Source organism: Parapedobacter brassicae, assembly GCF_051400755.1.
Taxonomy (GTDB): Bacteria; Bacteroidota; Bacteroidia; order Sphingobacteriales; family Sphingobacteriaceae; genus Parapedobacter.
In genome coordinates, this window is the sequence record NZ_JBLFFL010000001.1 from 504,889 (window position 1) to 520,474 (window position 15,586).

The 15,586-nt window shown below is 54.0% G+C and carries 8 protein-coding genes; all 8 read right to left on the reverse strand.

Features of this window, described 5'->3' with window-relative positions:
* Positions 1 to 36 precede the first annotated feature (36 nt).
* The 8 genes from ACMGDE_RS02080 to ACMGDE_RS02115 all read right to left on the reverse strand — a co-directional run bounded on the left by ACMGDE_RS02080 (position 37) and on the right by ACMGDE_RS02115 (position 15,563).
* Positions 37 to 3,270 (reverse strand): glycosyl hydrolase, encoded by a 3,234-nt coding sequence (locus tag ACMGDE_RS02080; protein WP_436831094.1) that lies wholly within the window; start codon positions 3,268 to 3,270, stop codon positions 37 to 39.
* 10 nt (positions 3,271 to 3,280) lie between these two features.
* Positions 3,281 to 4,453 carry an FG-GAP repeat domain-containing protein gene (locus ACMGDE_RS02085; RefSeq protein WP_436831095.1) on the reverse strand — a complete coding sequence of 391 codons (1,173 nt, stop codon included), beginning with the start codon at positions 4,451 to 4,453 and terminating at the stop codon, positions 3,281 to 3,283.
* An 18-nt stretch (positions 4,454 to 4,471) separates the two neighbouring features.
* On the reverse strand, positions 4,472 to 8,008 hold the full coding sequence (locus ACMGDE_RS02090) for a PVC-type heme-binding CxxCH protein (RefSeq protein ID WP_436831096.1): 3,537 nt from the start codon (positions 8,006 to 8,008) through the stop codon (positions 4,472 to 4,474).
* 79 nt (positions 8,009 to 8,087) lie between these two features.
* Positions 8,088 to 9,629 carry a sulfatase family protein gene (locus ACMGDE_RS02095; protein ID WP_436831097.1) on the reverse strand — a complete coding sequence of 514 codons (1,542 nt, stop codon included), beginning with the start codon at positions 9,627 to 9,629 and terminating at the stop codon, positions 8,088 to 8,090.
* The gene (locus ACMGDE_RS02100; protein WP_436831098.1) at positions 9,626 to 11,113 is read right to left on the reverse strand and encodes a sulfatase family protein; all 1,488 of its coding nucleotides are present in this window, start codon (positions 11,111 to 11,113) and stop codon (positions 9,626 to 9,628) included. The genes ACMGDE_RS02095 and ACMGDE_RS02100 overlap by 4 nt, the downstream gene beginning before the upstream one ends.
* Positions 11,103 to 12,641, reverse strand: coding sequence for a sulfatase family protein (locus ACMGDE_RS02105; RefSeq protein ID WP_436831099.1), 1,539 nt, complete (start codon positions 12,639 to 12,641; stop codon positions 11,103 to 11,105). The genes ACMGDE_RS02100 and ACMGDE_RS02105 overlap by 11 nt, the downstream gene beginning before the upstream one ends.
* Before the next feature lie 95 nt (positions 12,642 to 12,736).
* Positions 12,737 to 14,248: a BNR-4 repeat-containing protein gene (locus tag ACMGDE_RS02110; RefSeq protein ID WP_436831100.1), complete on the reverse strand. Its 1,512-nt coding sequence runs from the start codon at positions 14,246 to 14,248 to the stop codon at positions 12,737 to 12,739.
* A gap of 4 nt (positions 14,249 to 14,252) precedes the next feature.
* A complete protein-coding gene (locus ACMGDE_RS02115) occupies positions 14,253 to 15,563 on the reverse strand; it encodes a glycoside hydrolase family 88/105 protein (RefSeq protein ID WP_436831101.1) in 1,311 nt (436 codons plus the stop codon).
* Between the last annotated feature and the right edge of the window lie 23 nt (positions 15,564 to 15,586).

Here is a 15,586-nt window from a genome sequence, read left to right on the forward strand (position 1 = left end):
CTGTACCGTCCTGACTCCGAAAATGTTAGCGCCTCCTTATTCGTAGATTTCCAGCTCGACCGGTCCCAGTAAACCCGAGCGGTGAAGCGGGCTATCCGCGGTATAGGGGTTTACGAATGTCCATGTCGTTCGCTTTTCAGCGGGCAAACGATGATCGCCGATCAGCCTGTTTGCCCAGGTGTTTACAACCCTCACTTCGATGACATTACTACCGGATTGCCATGCTTGGGTAACATCCAACCGGTAGGGTGGTGTCCAAACCCCTCCAATAGCTTGTCCGTTTACGGTGACATCGGCTAGGGCAACCAGCGATCCAAGATTCAGGAAAACGCGGCTATCGCCCAAGGAGCCCTGGTGTTCAATAGTGGTCCGATATACGGCCGAGCCTGAAAAGTGGGCAATGGCCGTATCCGGATGCAAGGACCAGTCTATCAGGCTGTCTAGCTGGGTCGCAAACGTGCTGGAATCCGGCCGGGTGAATTCGACCTTCCACGGTCCGGACACCGCGATAACTTCTTTGGGAGCAGGGAAATTATCCGCACCTTCCGCTTGATCCCCGGCCGGCTTTCGGAATACGATAAAGGCGCTCCCGTAGCTATCCAGTTCCAGCGGCACGGTGGTTCCCTTTCCGTCATCATCAAACTGCGGGAGATCACGCTGTGTCCCGTATACCGCGTCCCATAATTCCGGCTGTTTGCCCGTGACGCGGAAGACCGGATTCAACTGGATTTTTTGGTCGCTTTGATTGGACACGAAGTAAATATCGCCATCGGGTAGTGTGCGGTGTATGAAGGCCACCGGATCGATATCCGACAACAGCACATCCGGCAATGTCTCCGCCCGCTCCAAGGCCTCCTGCATGGTCATCCCGCTCAACACGAGACCCTCACCATAAGCATGTTCCTGCGAGCTGTCATCCATATTTCCCCAGAGTGTATCAGCCAGGCGCTGAACCTCCTCATCCGCCTTGCCGTAATCGGCTAAGCTCGGTGAGCGCTGCGGCTTAGGCCCCAAAATGACTCCTCCGGCTTTTACCAGCTGCTCGATTTTGGCTAATAGTTCAGGCCTGATCGTTTCCAGTTTTGGCAACACGAGTATCCGATAAGAAAGGCCGTCGGGCAATGTAAAGCGACCGTCCTTCATCGTCATCCTATTCATGATGACTTCTGCATTGATGTAATCAAAGGCATACCCCTTGGGCAGCGGGGGGTCCTGCACACCGGTCATCTTAGGCGCATCTTCGCCGATGAAATAGGCCACATCCGCCTCATAGCGCCCTTGTTGCAGCAGGTAGTTGCATCGTTTCAGGTAGTCGATGAACTCGTCCATGTCGTCAAACCAGGTGTTGAACCGATTGAATTCGTTGCCGAACCAGGCGTTTACACCCGGGCGTTTGTCCTCATACGGCTGGTGGATATACACATGCAACAAGGTATTGTTGATCCCTTCGGCAAAGAAGCGATCGCCCCGCTGCTTGAACATCGCCGGATACCGGCCAAAGGTGTTGCCCGCCGCCGTAAACGACTCCGCAGACACCTTGTTTTTCCCATAGATATGGGCCGCCGAAGACGCCGCCCGATTCTCGATATTGCCCAATTCGCCCTCGCTCCAGAATTCGCCCCCTATCTCATCCGATTGCCCGCCGTATTGCAGAAACTCGCCCGGAAAGCCCCAATGTCCGTAGTTTTCCAACCATATCGTGAGGCCGTGTTTATGGCTCACCTCGCGCAATCCGCCTACATACTCATACGCCACCTTGTCCGCCACGAAACGACGCACGTCCCATAGAAATCGGTCGGATTGATCCTGGCTGCCCACCACATGGCCATAGAAAACCGGAATATACGGCGTAGGATCATAACCAAATGCCGTTTTGAATTTTTCCTCAAAATCATCTGTCCAATTCTGTCCACCGGTTTCGTAGCTGTCCTGTACGGCCACCTTGAATGTCTTGCGGTCTTCAGCAGGTATACGCCGCAGAATTTCGCCCAGAAAGGCATCGAAATGCCCTATGACGTGCTCCTGATTCATCTTGTCCACTTCGAGCCCCCGGCCTTCGGGGCTGGCCGGCGAATTGGTCACCCCGGTGGGCAGCATCCCGGTTTGAAGAATAATCCAGCGGCCTTCGGGAACATTCCACGACAGCTCACCATCAGCCGATAGCTGGGCAGTGATATCCCTCACGTCCGACGGCGAAACGGCTAATGCCGTATCGCCCAGCTCGGCCTGACGCTCCCATTGGTAGTCGTGCCAGTAAGGCAGCGGGGTCGGGTGCATGCGGACCAGCGATTTCTCCTTGAAACGCTCCACGCGGGCACCGGCGCTCCATTCGACTTCGGCAATACCGGCTTCCCCTGTTACCTCATCGATCACCAATCGGAAAGCATTGCTTTCTACCGCGTCAAAAGACACCACTACGGGTGCATATTGCTCAAAACCGACGTTCAGTGCATTATTGGTACGATCCAGCCGGAAGGTCTTGACCGATTCAAAGGCACCGTTTTTAAGCACTTCCAACGATACATCAAAACCCATATTGCGCTTCGCTGGGTATATCGTGACGCTTTGCGCGGTGAAGGCGTTGTCAGTGGAAATGGTGAATGTCGATTGCACGGCTGCCGGCAAACGGACTTCTGTGTTCTGATCGCTGTCAAATAGGTTGCCCAAGGGTTGTCCGCTGACGGTGGACTGCACCTGGGGATTAAGATCGGCCAATCGCACGCCATAGTCTTTGGGCGCTTTAAATGCCAGCACCTTCACCGGCTGGAAATCTCCCTGAGGCGAGGGCAGCACATCTTTAAACTGCATAGGCCCTACCACCGAGGTATCCGCCGCAGCGAGGTAACGCATCGCCTGATCGGGTTTTACCCATGGTCCGCCCGATTGGCTCCAGCCCGGGCTATTGAATAAACCGATTTCGATATCCAATTCGGTAGCCGTCTTCAGTGCGGTATGTAGAATATCCCACCACTCATCGCTGAAAAGTTTGACCTTTCCGTAGGACCCCTCAGGCAGGTCATCCAATCCGATGTTGCCGATGAATGCCCGGTTGATACCTTCCTTTTTCATCGCATGCAGGTCGTTGATCACACCCGCTTTGGATACGTTATCCGAAATCCAGTACCAATACACACTGGTTTGGATCGAATCCGGCGCTTCGGCAAAGGTCTTTTGCATATCATCCCAATCGGTCTTATTGGATTGGAGTGCATGACAGGCGGTTAATAGGGATATCGCCCCAATCGCTATCAGGGAGTGTACGGCATTCATGATTTGGGAATTAATGTTGTCTAAAATAATGTACTCCTTTTTTATTCGATGCCACGATGTCTTGGCGACCGTCTCCATCCACATCTTCCACCACCACATGCAGGCCTACACCCGAGTTGTCGTCAACTTGGTGGGCCGTCCAGTAGGGCTCCTTGCCTGGCGTGTGTTCATACCAATACAGCACTGCGGGCTCCCGTGCGCCGGGATCATGCCCATTGTGCGCAAAAAACCGCTTGCCTGTGATCAGGTCGGGGTTTCCATCGCCATTCATATCTTTCAATAGCAGTCCATGGCTTTGTGAAAACGTACTGTCGATCACATGCCTTATCCATTTGCTGCTGTCGGCGCCATCCTGCTGTTGCTCATACCACCAGATACCATAGTGATGGGCTGAGGAACTGATCACATCCAGCAGGCCGTCCTGATTCACATCATAGGTATACATCTGTGCGCAATCTCCGCCGAAATCCGTGGCATGGAACAGCCAGGGTTCGCCGTTATGCGCCGCCGGAGCTTCCCACCATCCCTTGTTGATCAGGATATCACGGCGGCCATCGCCATTGAGGTCTTCGGCCCCAAGTCCATGGGTATATTGATGCGTACCCAGGTCAGCCACGGTACTCACCACGTGCTTCACCCAAATCGTATCGCCTGGCTTATTCGGTGCACGCAGCCAGATAACTTGCCGCGCCTCGGGGTCGTTGCCCACCAGGTCTGGCCGATCGTCGCCGTCTACATCGACAAGGAGTGGCGTTTCATTCCCGAATGTGGCATGAATAACGTGCTCTTTCCAATGCCCCGGTTCATTCTTGGGGTTTTGATACCATGTCACCTCTTTCCCTGGGAAACCTACCCGGATGACGTCCGCCCACCCATCCTGATCGACATCCATCGAAAAATTAAGGAAGGCATTGCTGTAGCCCTTGTCATATTCAAAGGCCTGCGGGACGGCCAGTTCATGCTGCTTCCAGTCTGGTGCTTCAAACCAATACGCGCCAGCGATGATATCCATGTTGCCATCGTTGTTGATGTCTGCAACCGCCGAGCCTTCGGAAACGAACGTATCGCAAAGCACCTGCTTTTCAAATGCTACCTGCATACCCTTCTGCGATTGTCCCGTGCAGGTATAAGACGCAGCGGCCATCAATAGCAAAATCAGTATGTTTCTACCTGATCCATTCATGGTTATTTCCTCCTATTTTTATTTGATACTCAATAAATATTCCATCAACGACCCATACTCATCTTCGCTGAGGGTGTGCCTGAACTGGTCGGGCATCAAGGTATAGGGCGAAGCGGTGTATGATTTCATGTCCTTTTTGGCAATTTTAAACTCTTTGCCGCTGATATCTGCAAACACCATGACCGCACCCTCCGTCCGGCGATACAAGCCGGTGGTCTGCTTGCCATTGTTCAGCGTGATGTTATAGGTGCGGAACGATTCCGATATGTTCCGGTTGGGGTCCAGTATTTTTTCGGTCAGCGCCCGGACGCCCCAATTTCCGATACCATCCAGTTGTGGACCGATCAACCCGCCGGCGCCGCCTACTTGGTGGCATATCGCGCAGTTCAGTTCAAACAGCGCCCGGCCTTTTTCCACGCGTTTACCGGTTTCCTTAAATCCGGCTATCCGAGCCTCAATCAACTTCTTTCGGGCGGCCCGTTCGTCTTCACCCTTAGCCAGCAACTGCTTCATGCGTTCCAGCTGTCGGGGTCGTGCATGAGTGGCAACGGCCTCTTTGACTTTGAACTCTGCGAGTAAATCGGCTGGGGCTTCATTGGCTTCTATGGTCCGCAGCAGGTGTTCGATGCCTTCGGGTGAACCGGCTAACGTGGTGGCCGCAGCGAGTTGTACCGGCCTTGCACTGCCCGCTAATCCTTGCTGGAGATATCGCCAGGAGGACTCCTGCCGGAACTGCCCCAAATTGGCTGCCAAGCGTTCCCGCAGCAGGGCAGGCTCGGACCGGTCTATGAAAATCCGCCCCATCAGATCAGCATCTGCCTCCTTTGGCATATTGGCCAATGCACTTGCGGCAGCTAGCCGCGTATGCACATTGATCCATGGCGCTTTGAGCACGTCAGCAAGGCGGCTTCTCAAAGCATCCACCTGAAAGTCGCCAGCGATTTCGGCTGCCTTTTGCCGCTGCTCATCCACGTCCGAAGGCGTGTATGGCGGCATCTCGATCACCTCCGGATCCAGCTTCCCAATCCCTATCGATCCTGTCGCGCTGCTGTCCACTACCTCGATATACCCTTTTTGCCCCTGATATTGACCCAGATCAAAGGTAGTGTGCTTAATCAGGTCATCGAATTGCATGGTCTTGCGCTGTGTTAGCCGGTATTCTCCGACGATCTGATCATTGGCCGCCAACCGGATGCGGACGGCATTCCGGGAGGTCCCTACTTTCTCTTCTGTATTGTGTACATCATTATCGAATACATTCATGCCGAGTTTGGCCGGCAGCGTAAACGGCTGGGTATATAGCGTGGCCCGGGGCGGGTATCCATTGCGTTCGCTCAAATAAATACGGAACGCCGGCATCACCTGTGTCAGGAATGCGTCCGATACGATCCACGGGCTCTGGTCTTCTTGGCGGCTATCCATGGGTTTGCTCATCCAGGTATCCTGACTGTCCGTTATGTCGCCTAAGAAATGGTCGGCAAGCTGCGTGCCCCACGCCTTCAGCTTGGGTTCAACTGTCGCCCCGCGTTGGGCGATGCCTTCACGGATGTTTAAAAACAAGGAAAGCTGGGTTTGTTTATCGGCGGCAAATTTATCGGTGATGATGGCCACTGTTTGCGCCAGCTGACTCGCATTGGCATACCGTCCGACAAATTCGAGATTCTTTTGCAACACCTCCTGTGGCATATCGTGGTGGAGCACATAGTTCAGCACGAAGGTGGCCGCAGCCTGTGCAGGCACATCGCGCATGGCTACGGCCAATGTGGCCAGATGGGTTGTGTCCCACGTCATCCCCGCTACTTGCTGGGCCACTCCATCCCCTCGCAGGTTGTTCCGGATGGCCAGCAATGCCGTATATTTTAAATGGGTATCTTCCGGCGCACAGCGGTGATATAGTGTCAGCAGGGACGCCACATGCTGAGCATCGGGGAAACGGCTAAGCACCTCGGCGGCCGTTCGCTGGATGAAGGGATCGCCATCTGCGAGCGCAGCGATGACGGTGGTCTCCTGTTCGGGGGTTAGCGTTGCCGATTCCGCCAATATGCGCAAGGCATGCTGGCGCACCAACGCCTGTGGATGGTGCAGTGCCTCGTGCAAGATCGGATCGGGCAACGCCTGCAAACGGTGCAGTACCCATAAACCATGGATATACCCCGTAGCTGCCGACGTAGTGGAAGATACCCGCTGGAGCACCGGCTGCACGGCCCTGTCCTTCACGACCTCCACCAACCGGTCGGCCACTTTCAGGCGTATATCCAGATGGGGATGGTCCAGCCCCTCAATCAATTCATCCAAGTCTGCCTTCGCCCAATTCCTGACCGGAGCGGCACCTTTATCTTTACCCGTATACGTGATCTTCCAGATACGTCCGCTTAGCCGGTCACGCCCGGGATGATCGAGCGCTACCTCATAGTGACCGATAATCCGGTTATAGAAATCAGCCACGTACAGCGAGCCGTCAGGTCCGGTTTTCAGATCAACCGGCCGGAACCACGGATCATCGCTCGTCAGGAACGGCTCTTCCTTTTTGGCCACGGGCGTGGTGCCCTGATAACTCACCGTATTCCGGTCTATCCGGCAGGTCACCACATCACCCGTAAAAAAACTCTGGCGATAGGCTTCGGGAAACTGTTGGTCGGTATAATATACCAGTCCGGAGAGCGCCGTGGACCCCAGCTCGTAGCTCATCATTTCAGGGGCGTACCCGATAGCCGGGTCTTTACGACCCCACTGGGGGTAGTCCCCTCCGGGTATCAACTGGAAAATCGGTTTGCTGTGGCAATCCACCGAATACAGGTATCCGCGTTCGTCGGTAGCAAACCCAAAGGGATTGATGCGGCCGTTGGTGGTTTGTTCTACACGGCTTCCATCTACCCGAAAACGAAAGGTATTGCCGGATACCAGCGTGATCGAATCTCCATCAGCACCTGCTACCGTTGATACATTCGTAAATCCATGGCAGGCATGTACCCATCCGTCGTACCCCCGAAAGAAATTGTTGACCATGCCATGCGTGTCTTGATGACCGAAGGGTCCGAACATGGACTGCTGCTGGTCGGATCTACCATCGTTGTTGGCATCCTTAAAATGATAGACATTCGGTATACTGAACCCAACCGCGCCATCCGATACGGGCATGATGCCTATGGGGATATTCAGGCTGTCATTGAAATGCGTAAACACCTCGGCGCGCCCATCACCGTCGCGATCTTCGAGGATCGTGATGCGGTCTTGGCCAGCGCCCGGACCGGCAGCAACAGGGTATTCCGACGATTGGGTGACCCACAGCCGGCCTTGGTCGTCAAACGCCATGTTGATAGGCTTGGTAATATCCGGCTCGGCGGCAAACAGCGTGATCTCAAACCCCGGAGGTAAGTTGAATCCGGCCATTTCTTCTTCCGGCGTCTGAAATTCGGTGGTCCGCACATGATCGGCAAACTTGTCGCTGGCATCCTTTTGGCGTCTATCGCCGCATCCAACGGCAAGCAATAGCCCCATAAAGGGCAAAACGAGGCGCGGACTGGGAACAACAGTGTAAATAACGTGAAATCTCATAACAGGTTTATAATCGCTTCACTGCGTTCAAAGGTAAGTCTTTGAAATAGTTACGCAACCTGTGCTGTGCTGACGCGCTTTACTCCAGTTTCAACGCCACCGGCCGGCCCGCCGCTCCCCTGATTTTATGAAAGATCTGGATCAATTCTTGGAGCTTTTCTGGCTGCGCGATTGCCAGGTTATGCTGCTGCCCAAGATCATCTTTGAGGTTGTACAGCTGATATTCGGTCGAGTTACCCAATTCAATCTTGACCTGCGCACTCATTTGCGGACCTTTATACGGCGGTATCATCACCCAATCGCCATGGCGCAGCGCCGTGCGGGAGCTCGCTTCCAATATCAGTTCGGTCCGACCGCTGTCGCTGTCACCCAGCAATGCGGCGCGCATTGGTTGGCTATCGCTGCCTGCCGCTATTTCAACGCCTACCAAATCGGCTAATGAGGCGAGCAGGTCCATTTGGCAGATGATTGCGTCTGACACACCGGGTGCAACCCGGTTTTTCCAGTGCACGATGAATGGCACCCGTGCACCCGCTTCATATAGGCTGTATTTGCCGCCCCTTAACGGACCCGAAGGCTTGTGATCGCCTAACCGTTCGGCTGCGTCGTCGTAATACCCGTCATTCACCACCGGACCATTATCGCTGGAGAAAATGACCAACGTGTTTTCCAGTATCCCTTCATCGGCCAGGGTTTTCATGAGTTCGCCCACGCACCAGTCTGCCTCCATGATGACATCACCACGCGGACCCATACCCGACAAACCAGCGAAACGCGGGTGAGGCGTGCGCGGCACGTGCGGCTGGTGCATGGCGTAATACAGGAAAAACGGGCCATCCCTGTGTTTCTTGATGTAGGTCTGCGCCCGGTTCAGGAAGGTATCGGCCATGTTTTCGTCTACCCATTTAGCCGATTCGCCCCCTTTCATGAAGCCGATACGGGGTATGCCATTGACGATGCTGTTGTTATGGCCATGGTGCCAGCGCATACGCAATCGTTCCGGATGGCTGAGCGCCGTGGGTTCGCCTTCGAAATTCTGCTGGTAATTGACCTCGATGGGATCATCGGCCTCCACACCGGCAACCCTACCGTTTTCAATAAAAACCGTGGGCACGCGATCCTGCGTAGCTGCCATGATGAATGAATAGTCGAAACCCACGTCATTGGGTCCGGGCGCGATGGACGCATTCCAGTCCACTTGCCCCGTGCCCAATCCCAGGTGCCACTTGCCCACTACACCGGTATGATAACCGGCCAACTTCAACATCTTGGGCAAGGTCTGCTGTTGGGAATCAATCAGCAGGGGAGCTGTGCCGGGCAGTATCTTGGCATCCTTGTTGCGCCAGGGGTATATTCCGGTAAGCAGCGCATACCGGCTGGGCGTACAGGTAGACGAAGACGCGTATCCATTGGTGAATCGCAGGCCCTCGCGGGCCAGCTTGTCTATGTTGGGTGTTTTTATAGCCCGTGCGCCGTAGGCGCCGACATCGCCGTAGCCCAGATCATCCAAGTACACAACGATGATGTTGGGCCGCTCCGCTTGGGATTTCTTTTCTCCGGAGAGCTGGGTGCAGGCCATCGTGGCGAGCAACGCGAGCAGTAGCAGGTAGGGAAGTTTCATTTTTTAGCTTGTATATGCATCGCCGATCTTCTATTGGCGCCTTTTCGGTCCGTCAGGTCATCTCCTAGGTCTTCCTTATATTTTTCGATCGATGCTTCAAGTTGCTGAACCACTTCGGGGTAGTGCGCTTTTACATCCAGTGTTTCTCCCGGGTCATGTCGCAGGTCATACAGTGCCAATCCGGTACTGTCCTGGCGGGTTTCGCCCGGCCAGCCGTCAAACCCCGGCAGGGTCTTTTTATACGTGGTGTACCGATGAGGCAATACCAGCTTCCAATAGCCGCTGACGAGTCCTTCCAGGTTATTTCCGCCAAAGTACAGGGCCAGCTCTTTCCGGGGCGCCGCATCGGCATCGCCTTGCAGCAATGGGCGGATATCTACTCCATCGATCTTTCGTTGCGGCAGCGCGGCCCCGCAGAGCGCTGCCACGGTGGGCAGCACATCGATGGTAGATGACAGCTGGTTACATACCGTCCCGGCCGGTATCCGCTTCGGCCAGCGCATCAATGCTGGAATACGGACTCCACCCTCCCACGAGCTAGCCTTCCCTTCACGCAGGCCGCTGCTGCTGCCGGCATGGTTACCGTAGGACAGCCACGGACCGTTATCGCTGGTCAGGATCACCAGGGTGTTTTCCGCCTGGCCGGTCTCTTCCAGCGCCCGCAGGATCTCCCCCACCGACCAGTCAATCTCCATCATCAGGTCGGCAAACAATCCGTTCCCGCTCTTTCCACGGAATTTTTCGGATACGGCAATGGGTACATGTGGCATGCTGTGCGCCAGATACAGGAAGAAAGGTGCCTCTTTTTGGCTTTTGATATAGGATACCGCTTTTTCTGTATATAGGGTAGTCAACATTCCTTGATCTTCCAAGGTGCTGATAATCTGCACCGTGTCTACCTCGTTTTCGCCGACGCGGCTTTCCAATAGGGGTAATCGGGGAAACTGCGCCTTGCGGTGGTCTTTGCCCGCGGGTTTTCCAGCGTAATCCACTGGCCACATATCGTTTGAATACGGCAGGCCGTAATAGCGATCGAAACCTTGGTGATGGGGCAAGAAAACCTCCTCGCTACCCAGGTGCCATTTGCCCACCATGGCCGTGCTATACCCTGCACCTTTCAATACGTCGGCAATGGTTTCTTCCTGTGGATGCAGGCCCGTGCCACGATCGGGAAACAGCGCCCCGCTGATGCCCACCCGATTGGGATAGCAACCCGTTAATAACGCTGCCCGTGAAGCCGAGCAGATGGCCTGCGCGGCATAGAAATGAGTGAAACGCATGCCCTCGGCAGCTAATCGGGCGGTATGTGGCATTTGCCATGGTCCGCCCCCATAACTCGTCAAATCACCGTAGCCCATGTCATCCATGAAGATCAGGATCACATTGGGGCGTTCAGGCTGCTGGTCCACAGGATGCCGGTCGGCGAACCCCGATAATGCAATCAACAGCAAGGGCAATAGGGCTTGTCTGATCTTATTGCTCATTTTTATCTCGTTTTAAATACGCCGGAAAATCTGCTGCTGGAGAGCCCGCTCCGTTGCGCAGGTTTGACTGCCCGCCACTGTCTGGATTCAATGGAATATACATTCCCTCGGTCTGCTCCAGCTGTGCGAATAATTCGCTGTTCATCGTTTTCACGATTTCCCGATGCGCCTCGCTCCGGATCAGGTTCTTAGTTTCTAACGGATCCTCCTGCAAATCGTATAATTCATCGGTATCCCAAAGGCCATGATAATGTATATATTTATACCGGGCACCCCGCAGGGCATGGATCGTGGGTGTCTGGGGGAAGTTGCGCTCCCAGTAATATTCGTACAGCAACCCTGTGCGCCATCCCTGCGCCTTTCCGCCGCTCAACATCGGAAAGAAACTCGTTCCGTCCATATGCGCTGGCGCCTCCAGCCCTGCACATTCCAGCACCGTCTCGGCCACATCGATGTTGGCGACAACCTCTTCGACCCGTGTACCCGGTTCGATCAAACCCGGACAATACGCCAGCATGGGTACGCGCATGGATTCCTCATAAGCGGTACGCTTATCGATCAGACCATGTTCGCCGAATGCAAAACCGTTGTCACCCATGTAGATGACCAGCGTTTCCTCCTCAAGGCCGTTCTCACGAAGGAACTGCATGACCCTCCCCACCGAGGCATCCACGCCATAAAGCGTCTCCGCATACCGCTTATAGTACTCCCCGATATCCAGCGTACTGTGATAGGGAAACTCCACCCCATGCCACGAATTCCGTTGGTTCTGTACCCACATCGGCGCACCTGAATGCGCATCCTTGTCCATGGTGAGCGGCGGACGGAACGCGTGGTCACCGGTCCTCCCCTTATCCCGATCGGCCGGCACGAAATCCGCATGTACGCCTTTGTGCGACAGGTAGAGCATAAAGGGCTTGTCCTGATCGCGATTTTTCAAAAACGCCAGCGCATAGTCTGTCAGCTCATCGGTGATGTAGCCTTGCTGAGCCACATGCTTGCCATTCACATTCAATCCATTCTTCTCGGGGCGGTACGACCCTTGTCCCTTGAAGGAGACCCAGTAGTCGAAACCCCGCTGGGGATCGTCGTGATGCCCACCCATGTGCCACTTGCCCACCATAGCCGTCTGGTAACCAGCTTGCTGCAGGTATTGTGGAAAGAACACCAAATCAGCTGACACCGGATTGTTATTATCCACTACCCGGTGCTTGTGCGCATACAAACCCGTCAGGATGGATGCCCTGGAAGGCGAGCAGAGGGCCGTGGTGACAAATGCATTGGGTAGGTAAGCCCCTTCCTTCGCCATCCGGTCCAGGTTTGGCGTCGCGATGAAAGGCTGCGTGTCCAAGAACCCCAAGGCATCATAGCGATGATCATCCGTCAGGATAAAGACTACATTGCGTGGCTTTGCACCTGCTATTTTGGATAGCTCCAAAGAGGTGTTGAGCTGTTGACCATATAAGACGACGGGCAAAAATACCGTCGCTATGTAGGTGATGTGTTTAACTAACTGAAATACTTTCATAACTCCGATCAGATGTTTAGCGCCTCCTTTATTCCCCACTAAATAAGCCAATTTTTTCCATCTTCTCAAATCGTCAAACCGGAAACCCTCACCGATCAGTTCGATTGCCCGCTCACGCCGATAGCAGTTTCATCCATGATCGGCTTTACTTCTTCCGGTTTCGCCGTAGGTGCGTCCATAACCGCGGGGAGCTGATATACCTTGCCCGCCTTATCGGCAAAATAAAGTCGAGACTCGGAGGGTGCTCTTCCATGTCCATCAGCCCAAAAGGCATAAAAATCCGGGTGTACGTTCACAGGACGGCGGGCATAGGTATGATTAAACGCACTGTTTTGCGTGAGCTGCTTTACTTTGGTCCACGACTTCCCCTTATTTTTAGACTGCCAAAGCACCATTTCTCCTCCCGTATTGTAGGGTTGAGGACCAGATTCAGTGGGTGCAATGACTGTCCAAGTATTCCCCTCGACATACATGGAGCCCATGTCATAGTTGTTAGTTGATTCTGTGAATGGCCGTATCTGCCACTTCTTGCCGGTCCAATACGCCGTATGCCATGTCCGCGGACCGTCTTCCGGTCCAGGCATGGGGCCTTTGCTGGTTAAATACAGTATGACCGGCCGCCCCTTGGCATCAAAATTAACATCGCATATGTATACATTCCGCTGCTCGTTGTCATAATCGTGTATCAATGCAGGATTATTAACCGCGGTTAGCGGCAAGTCGATGTGCTGACGGTCTACGGTTTGCCAGGTTTTGCCAAAATCGTTGGTCTGCAGATAATACAGATTGGTTCTGAAATCGAGTCCGCCCCGTACCGGACGAGTGGGATGGTAGTTGAACGCCGTGCCGATCCGTTCACCCTGCTGGCCGCTTGTTTGATATTGCCCCTCATCCAGCAGCGAAAGATCTTTCCAAGCTGACCAATTGACGCCATCTGCACTGGTCATCCACGCGATGACCCGTCCACCCTGCTGCTCATAATGCGTAAACAGCGCTGTGAAACCGCTTTTATCGGAATAGTATACCTGTAGGTATGAAAAATTATCAAGAGGTACCTTGTGGCCATTTACCTCCTTGGTAGCATCGACCCGCTCAAAGCCCATGATATCATAAGGCCGTTTGCTGCGATGGATAAAGGACGGCCTTCCGGTACCGTGGGAAGCCGAAAAAATCCAGATATAGCCGTTCTTATCCACTTGAATCACGGGGTTGTCGTGGGCGTCATCAGTTGCTTTATCCAACACGATAAAAGGCTTGGGTACTTCCCCCGTACGGTGATCGTAATAAGAGACCATGTGATAGAGCGTTTCTCCCGCTTCATCGGTGCCCCCATAGCAAAAGAAGGTCTTGTCTACTTTTTCTACGTAAACTGAAAACGGATAGTGATTTGAGGGATACGTGCCGAGTCCACCACTGTACTTGTATTTGTATTCGTTGGTTACCGGTCCGCGCTGTCCAGCACCCCCGATGTTATACCAAATCCCCCGGTAACCGATGTCTTGCTGGTTGATAAGCCGGGCCTTGCCGTATATGGCTTGGTCCGATTGGGCGAAAACAGGTAATGCCGCAATCGTGATTAAACTGATCAGCCAATAGCGCCGGCTCATGATATTATTCGGTTAATTTCTTCAGGTACAGAAGAGTGCCTCCCTGTATATCGTCCTCCGGCATCACCCCTTCACCGGTCAGCATATTGCGGTATCGCTCACTGCCGCCCACCCGTTTCGGCACCCCTCCTTCATTTTCAAGGATGGTGTCAGGCTCGTGAGCCGGGTGTGCCAATAGGAGATCAATCATTTCCTTCCCGCTCAGTAGAAAAGCCCCCACGCCATACACCTGTGTGTGGTCTGCTGTCACCGAATTGGGAGCAGCGCCGATGGGTTGCACATACCCCAGCTTACCGTCGGAATGTACGCTCCCTACCAGCGCATGCCATCCTTTCCACACCACTGGGGCATATACCGCTGCGTCCAGTATGCCATGATTGATCCCCCAAGCCAGTGCGTAGGTATAGAAACCCGTTCCACTGGTTTCCTTGACCGGATAGCTCGCCGGATCCAGCAAGCTGGCGTGCCAGCTTCCGTCGGGTTGTTGGAGCGATGCGATGCGAGATGACATATCCTTGAAAAGTGTTATCCACCGCCCGCGCTCCGGATAGTCGTCCGGCATATTTTCCAGCACACGCACCAAACCACCCATAACCCATCCATTTCCCCGAGACCAAAAGACGTTCTCTCCGTTTTTCTCCTGTTTATTCAGGTACGACCCGTCCCTGAAATACAGCTTCTCATCCGGATCGTAGAGGTAATCCGTGGTTTTCCACCAGAGTTTGTTTACCAGATCAAGGTATTCCTTTTTCCCGGTTAGCCGTGCCAGCATGGCCAATGGGGGCGGTCCCATAAACAAGGCATCGCACCAAGCCCATTCCCGAAGGCCTATATTGTTCTTCCACTCCAGGGATTCGGTATGGGGTCTGGCAAGCAGGGTGTCCGCCAATATTTGCAGATCTGCGATCATCTTGGGATCCCGGTACAGCTCGTACATCCGGCAATATAGTTGGCCCACACAGTAATAATCCGCATGGAAACGCCGTTCTCCCTGCTCCAACTGCCAATCGAATTTATCCCCGACGCTTTTCTTCATAAAGGCATAATAGCGATCATCATTGGCGATTGTTCCCATCGCGAGCATGCCGGCATAGAGCGCACCATTCGTCCAGTCACGCTCTGGGTGCCGCCAGCCGTTTTCTTGGATACTGTCGATCTGCCAATCGGCCACCTTCTTCATCACCCGATAGATGGAGTCAGGTGAGTACCCCAATGCCATACCTCCTTTTGATGGCATGAGCGAGGGGGTTTTGCAGGCATTGAACAACGCCACCAGCGTAAGCATGCACGTTAGACGTTTTAGAATGCGTCTCATATCCTTGGTTAGTATTACTGTAA

Bases quoted from the DNA above. Each gene is read 5' to 3' on its own strand.
- ACMGDE_RS02080 (WP_436831094.1), bottom strand. From the start codon at position 3,270: ATGAATGCCGTACACTCCCTGATAGCGATTGGGGCGATATCCCTATTA.
- ACMGDE_RS02085 (WP_436831095.1), bottom strand. From the start codon at position 4,453: ATGAATGGATCAGGTAGAAACATACTGATTTTGCTATTGATGGCCGCT.
- ACMGDE_RS02090 (WP_436831096.1), bottom strand. From the start codon at position 8,008: ATGAGATTTCACGTTATTTACACTGTTGTTCCCAGTCCGCGCCTCGTT.
- ACMGDE_RS02095 (WP_436831097.1), bottom strand. From the start codon at position 9,629: ATGAAACTTCCCTACCTGCTACTGCTCGCGTTGCTCGCCACGATGGCC.
- ACMGDE_RS02100 (WP_436831098.1), bottom strand. From the start codon at position 11,113: ATGAGCAATAAGATCAGACAAGCCCTATTGCCCTTGCTGTTGATTGCA.
- ACMGDE_RS02105 (WP_436831099.1), bottom strand. From the start codon at position 12,641: ATGAAAGTATTTCAGTTAGTTAAACACATCACCTACATAGCGACGGTA.
- ACMGDE_RS02110 (WP_436831100.1), bottom strand. From the start codon at position 14,248: ATGAGCCGGCGCTATTGGCTGATCAGTTTAATCACGATTGCGGCATTA.
- ACMGDE_RS02115 (WP_436831101.1), bottom strand. From the start codon at position 15,563: ATGAGACGCATTCTAAAACGTCTAACGTGCATGCTTACGCTGGTGGCG.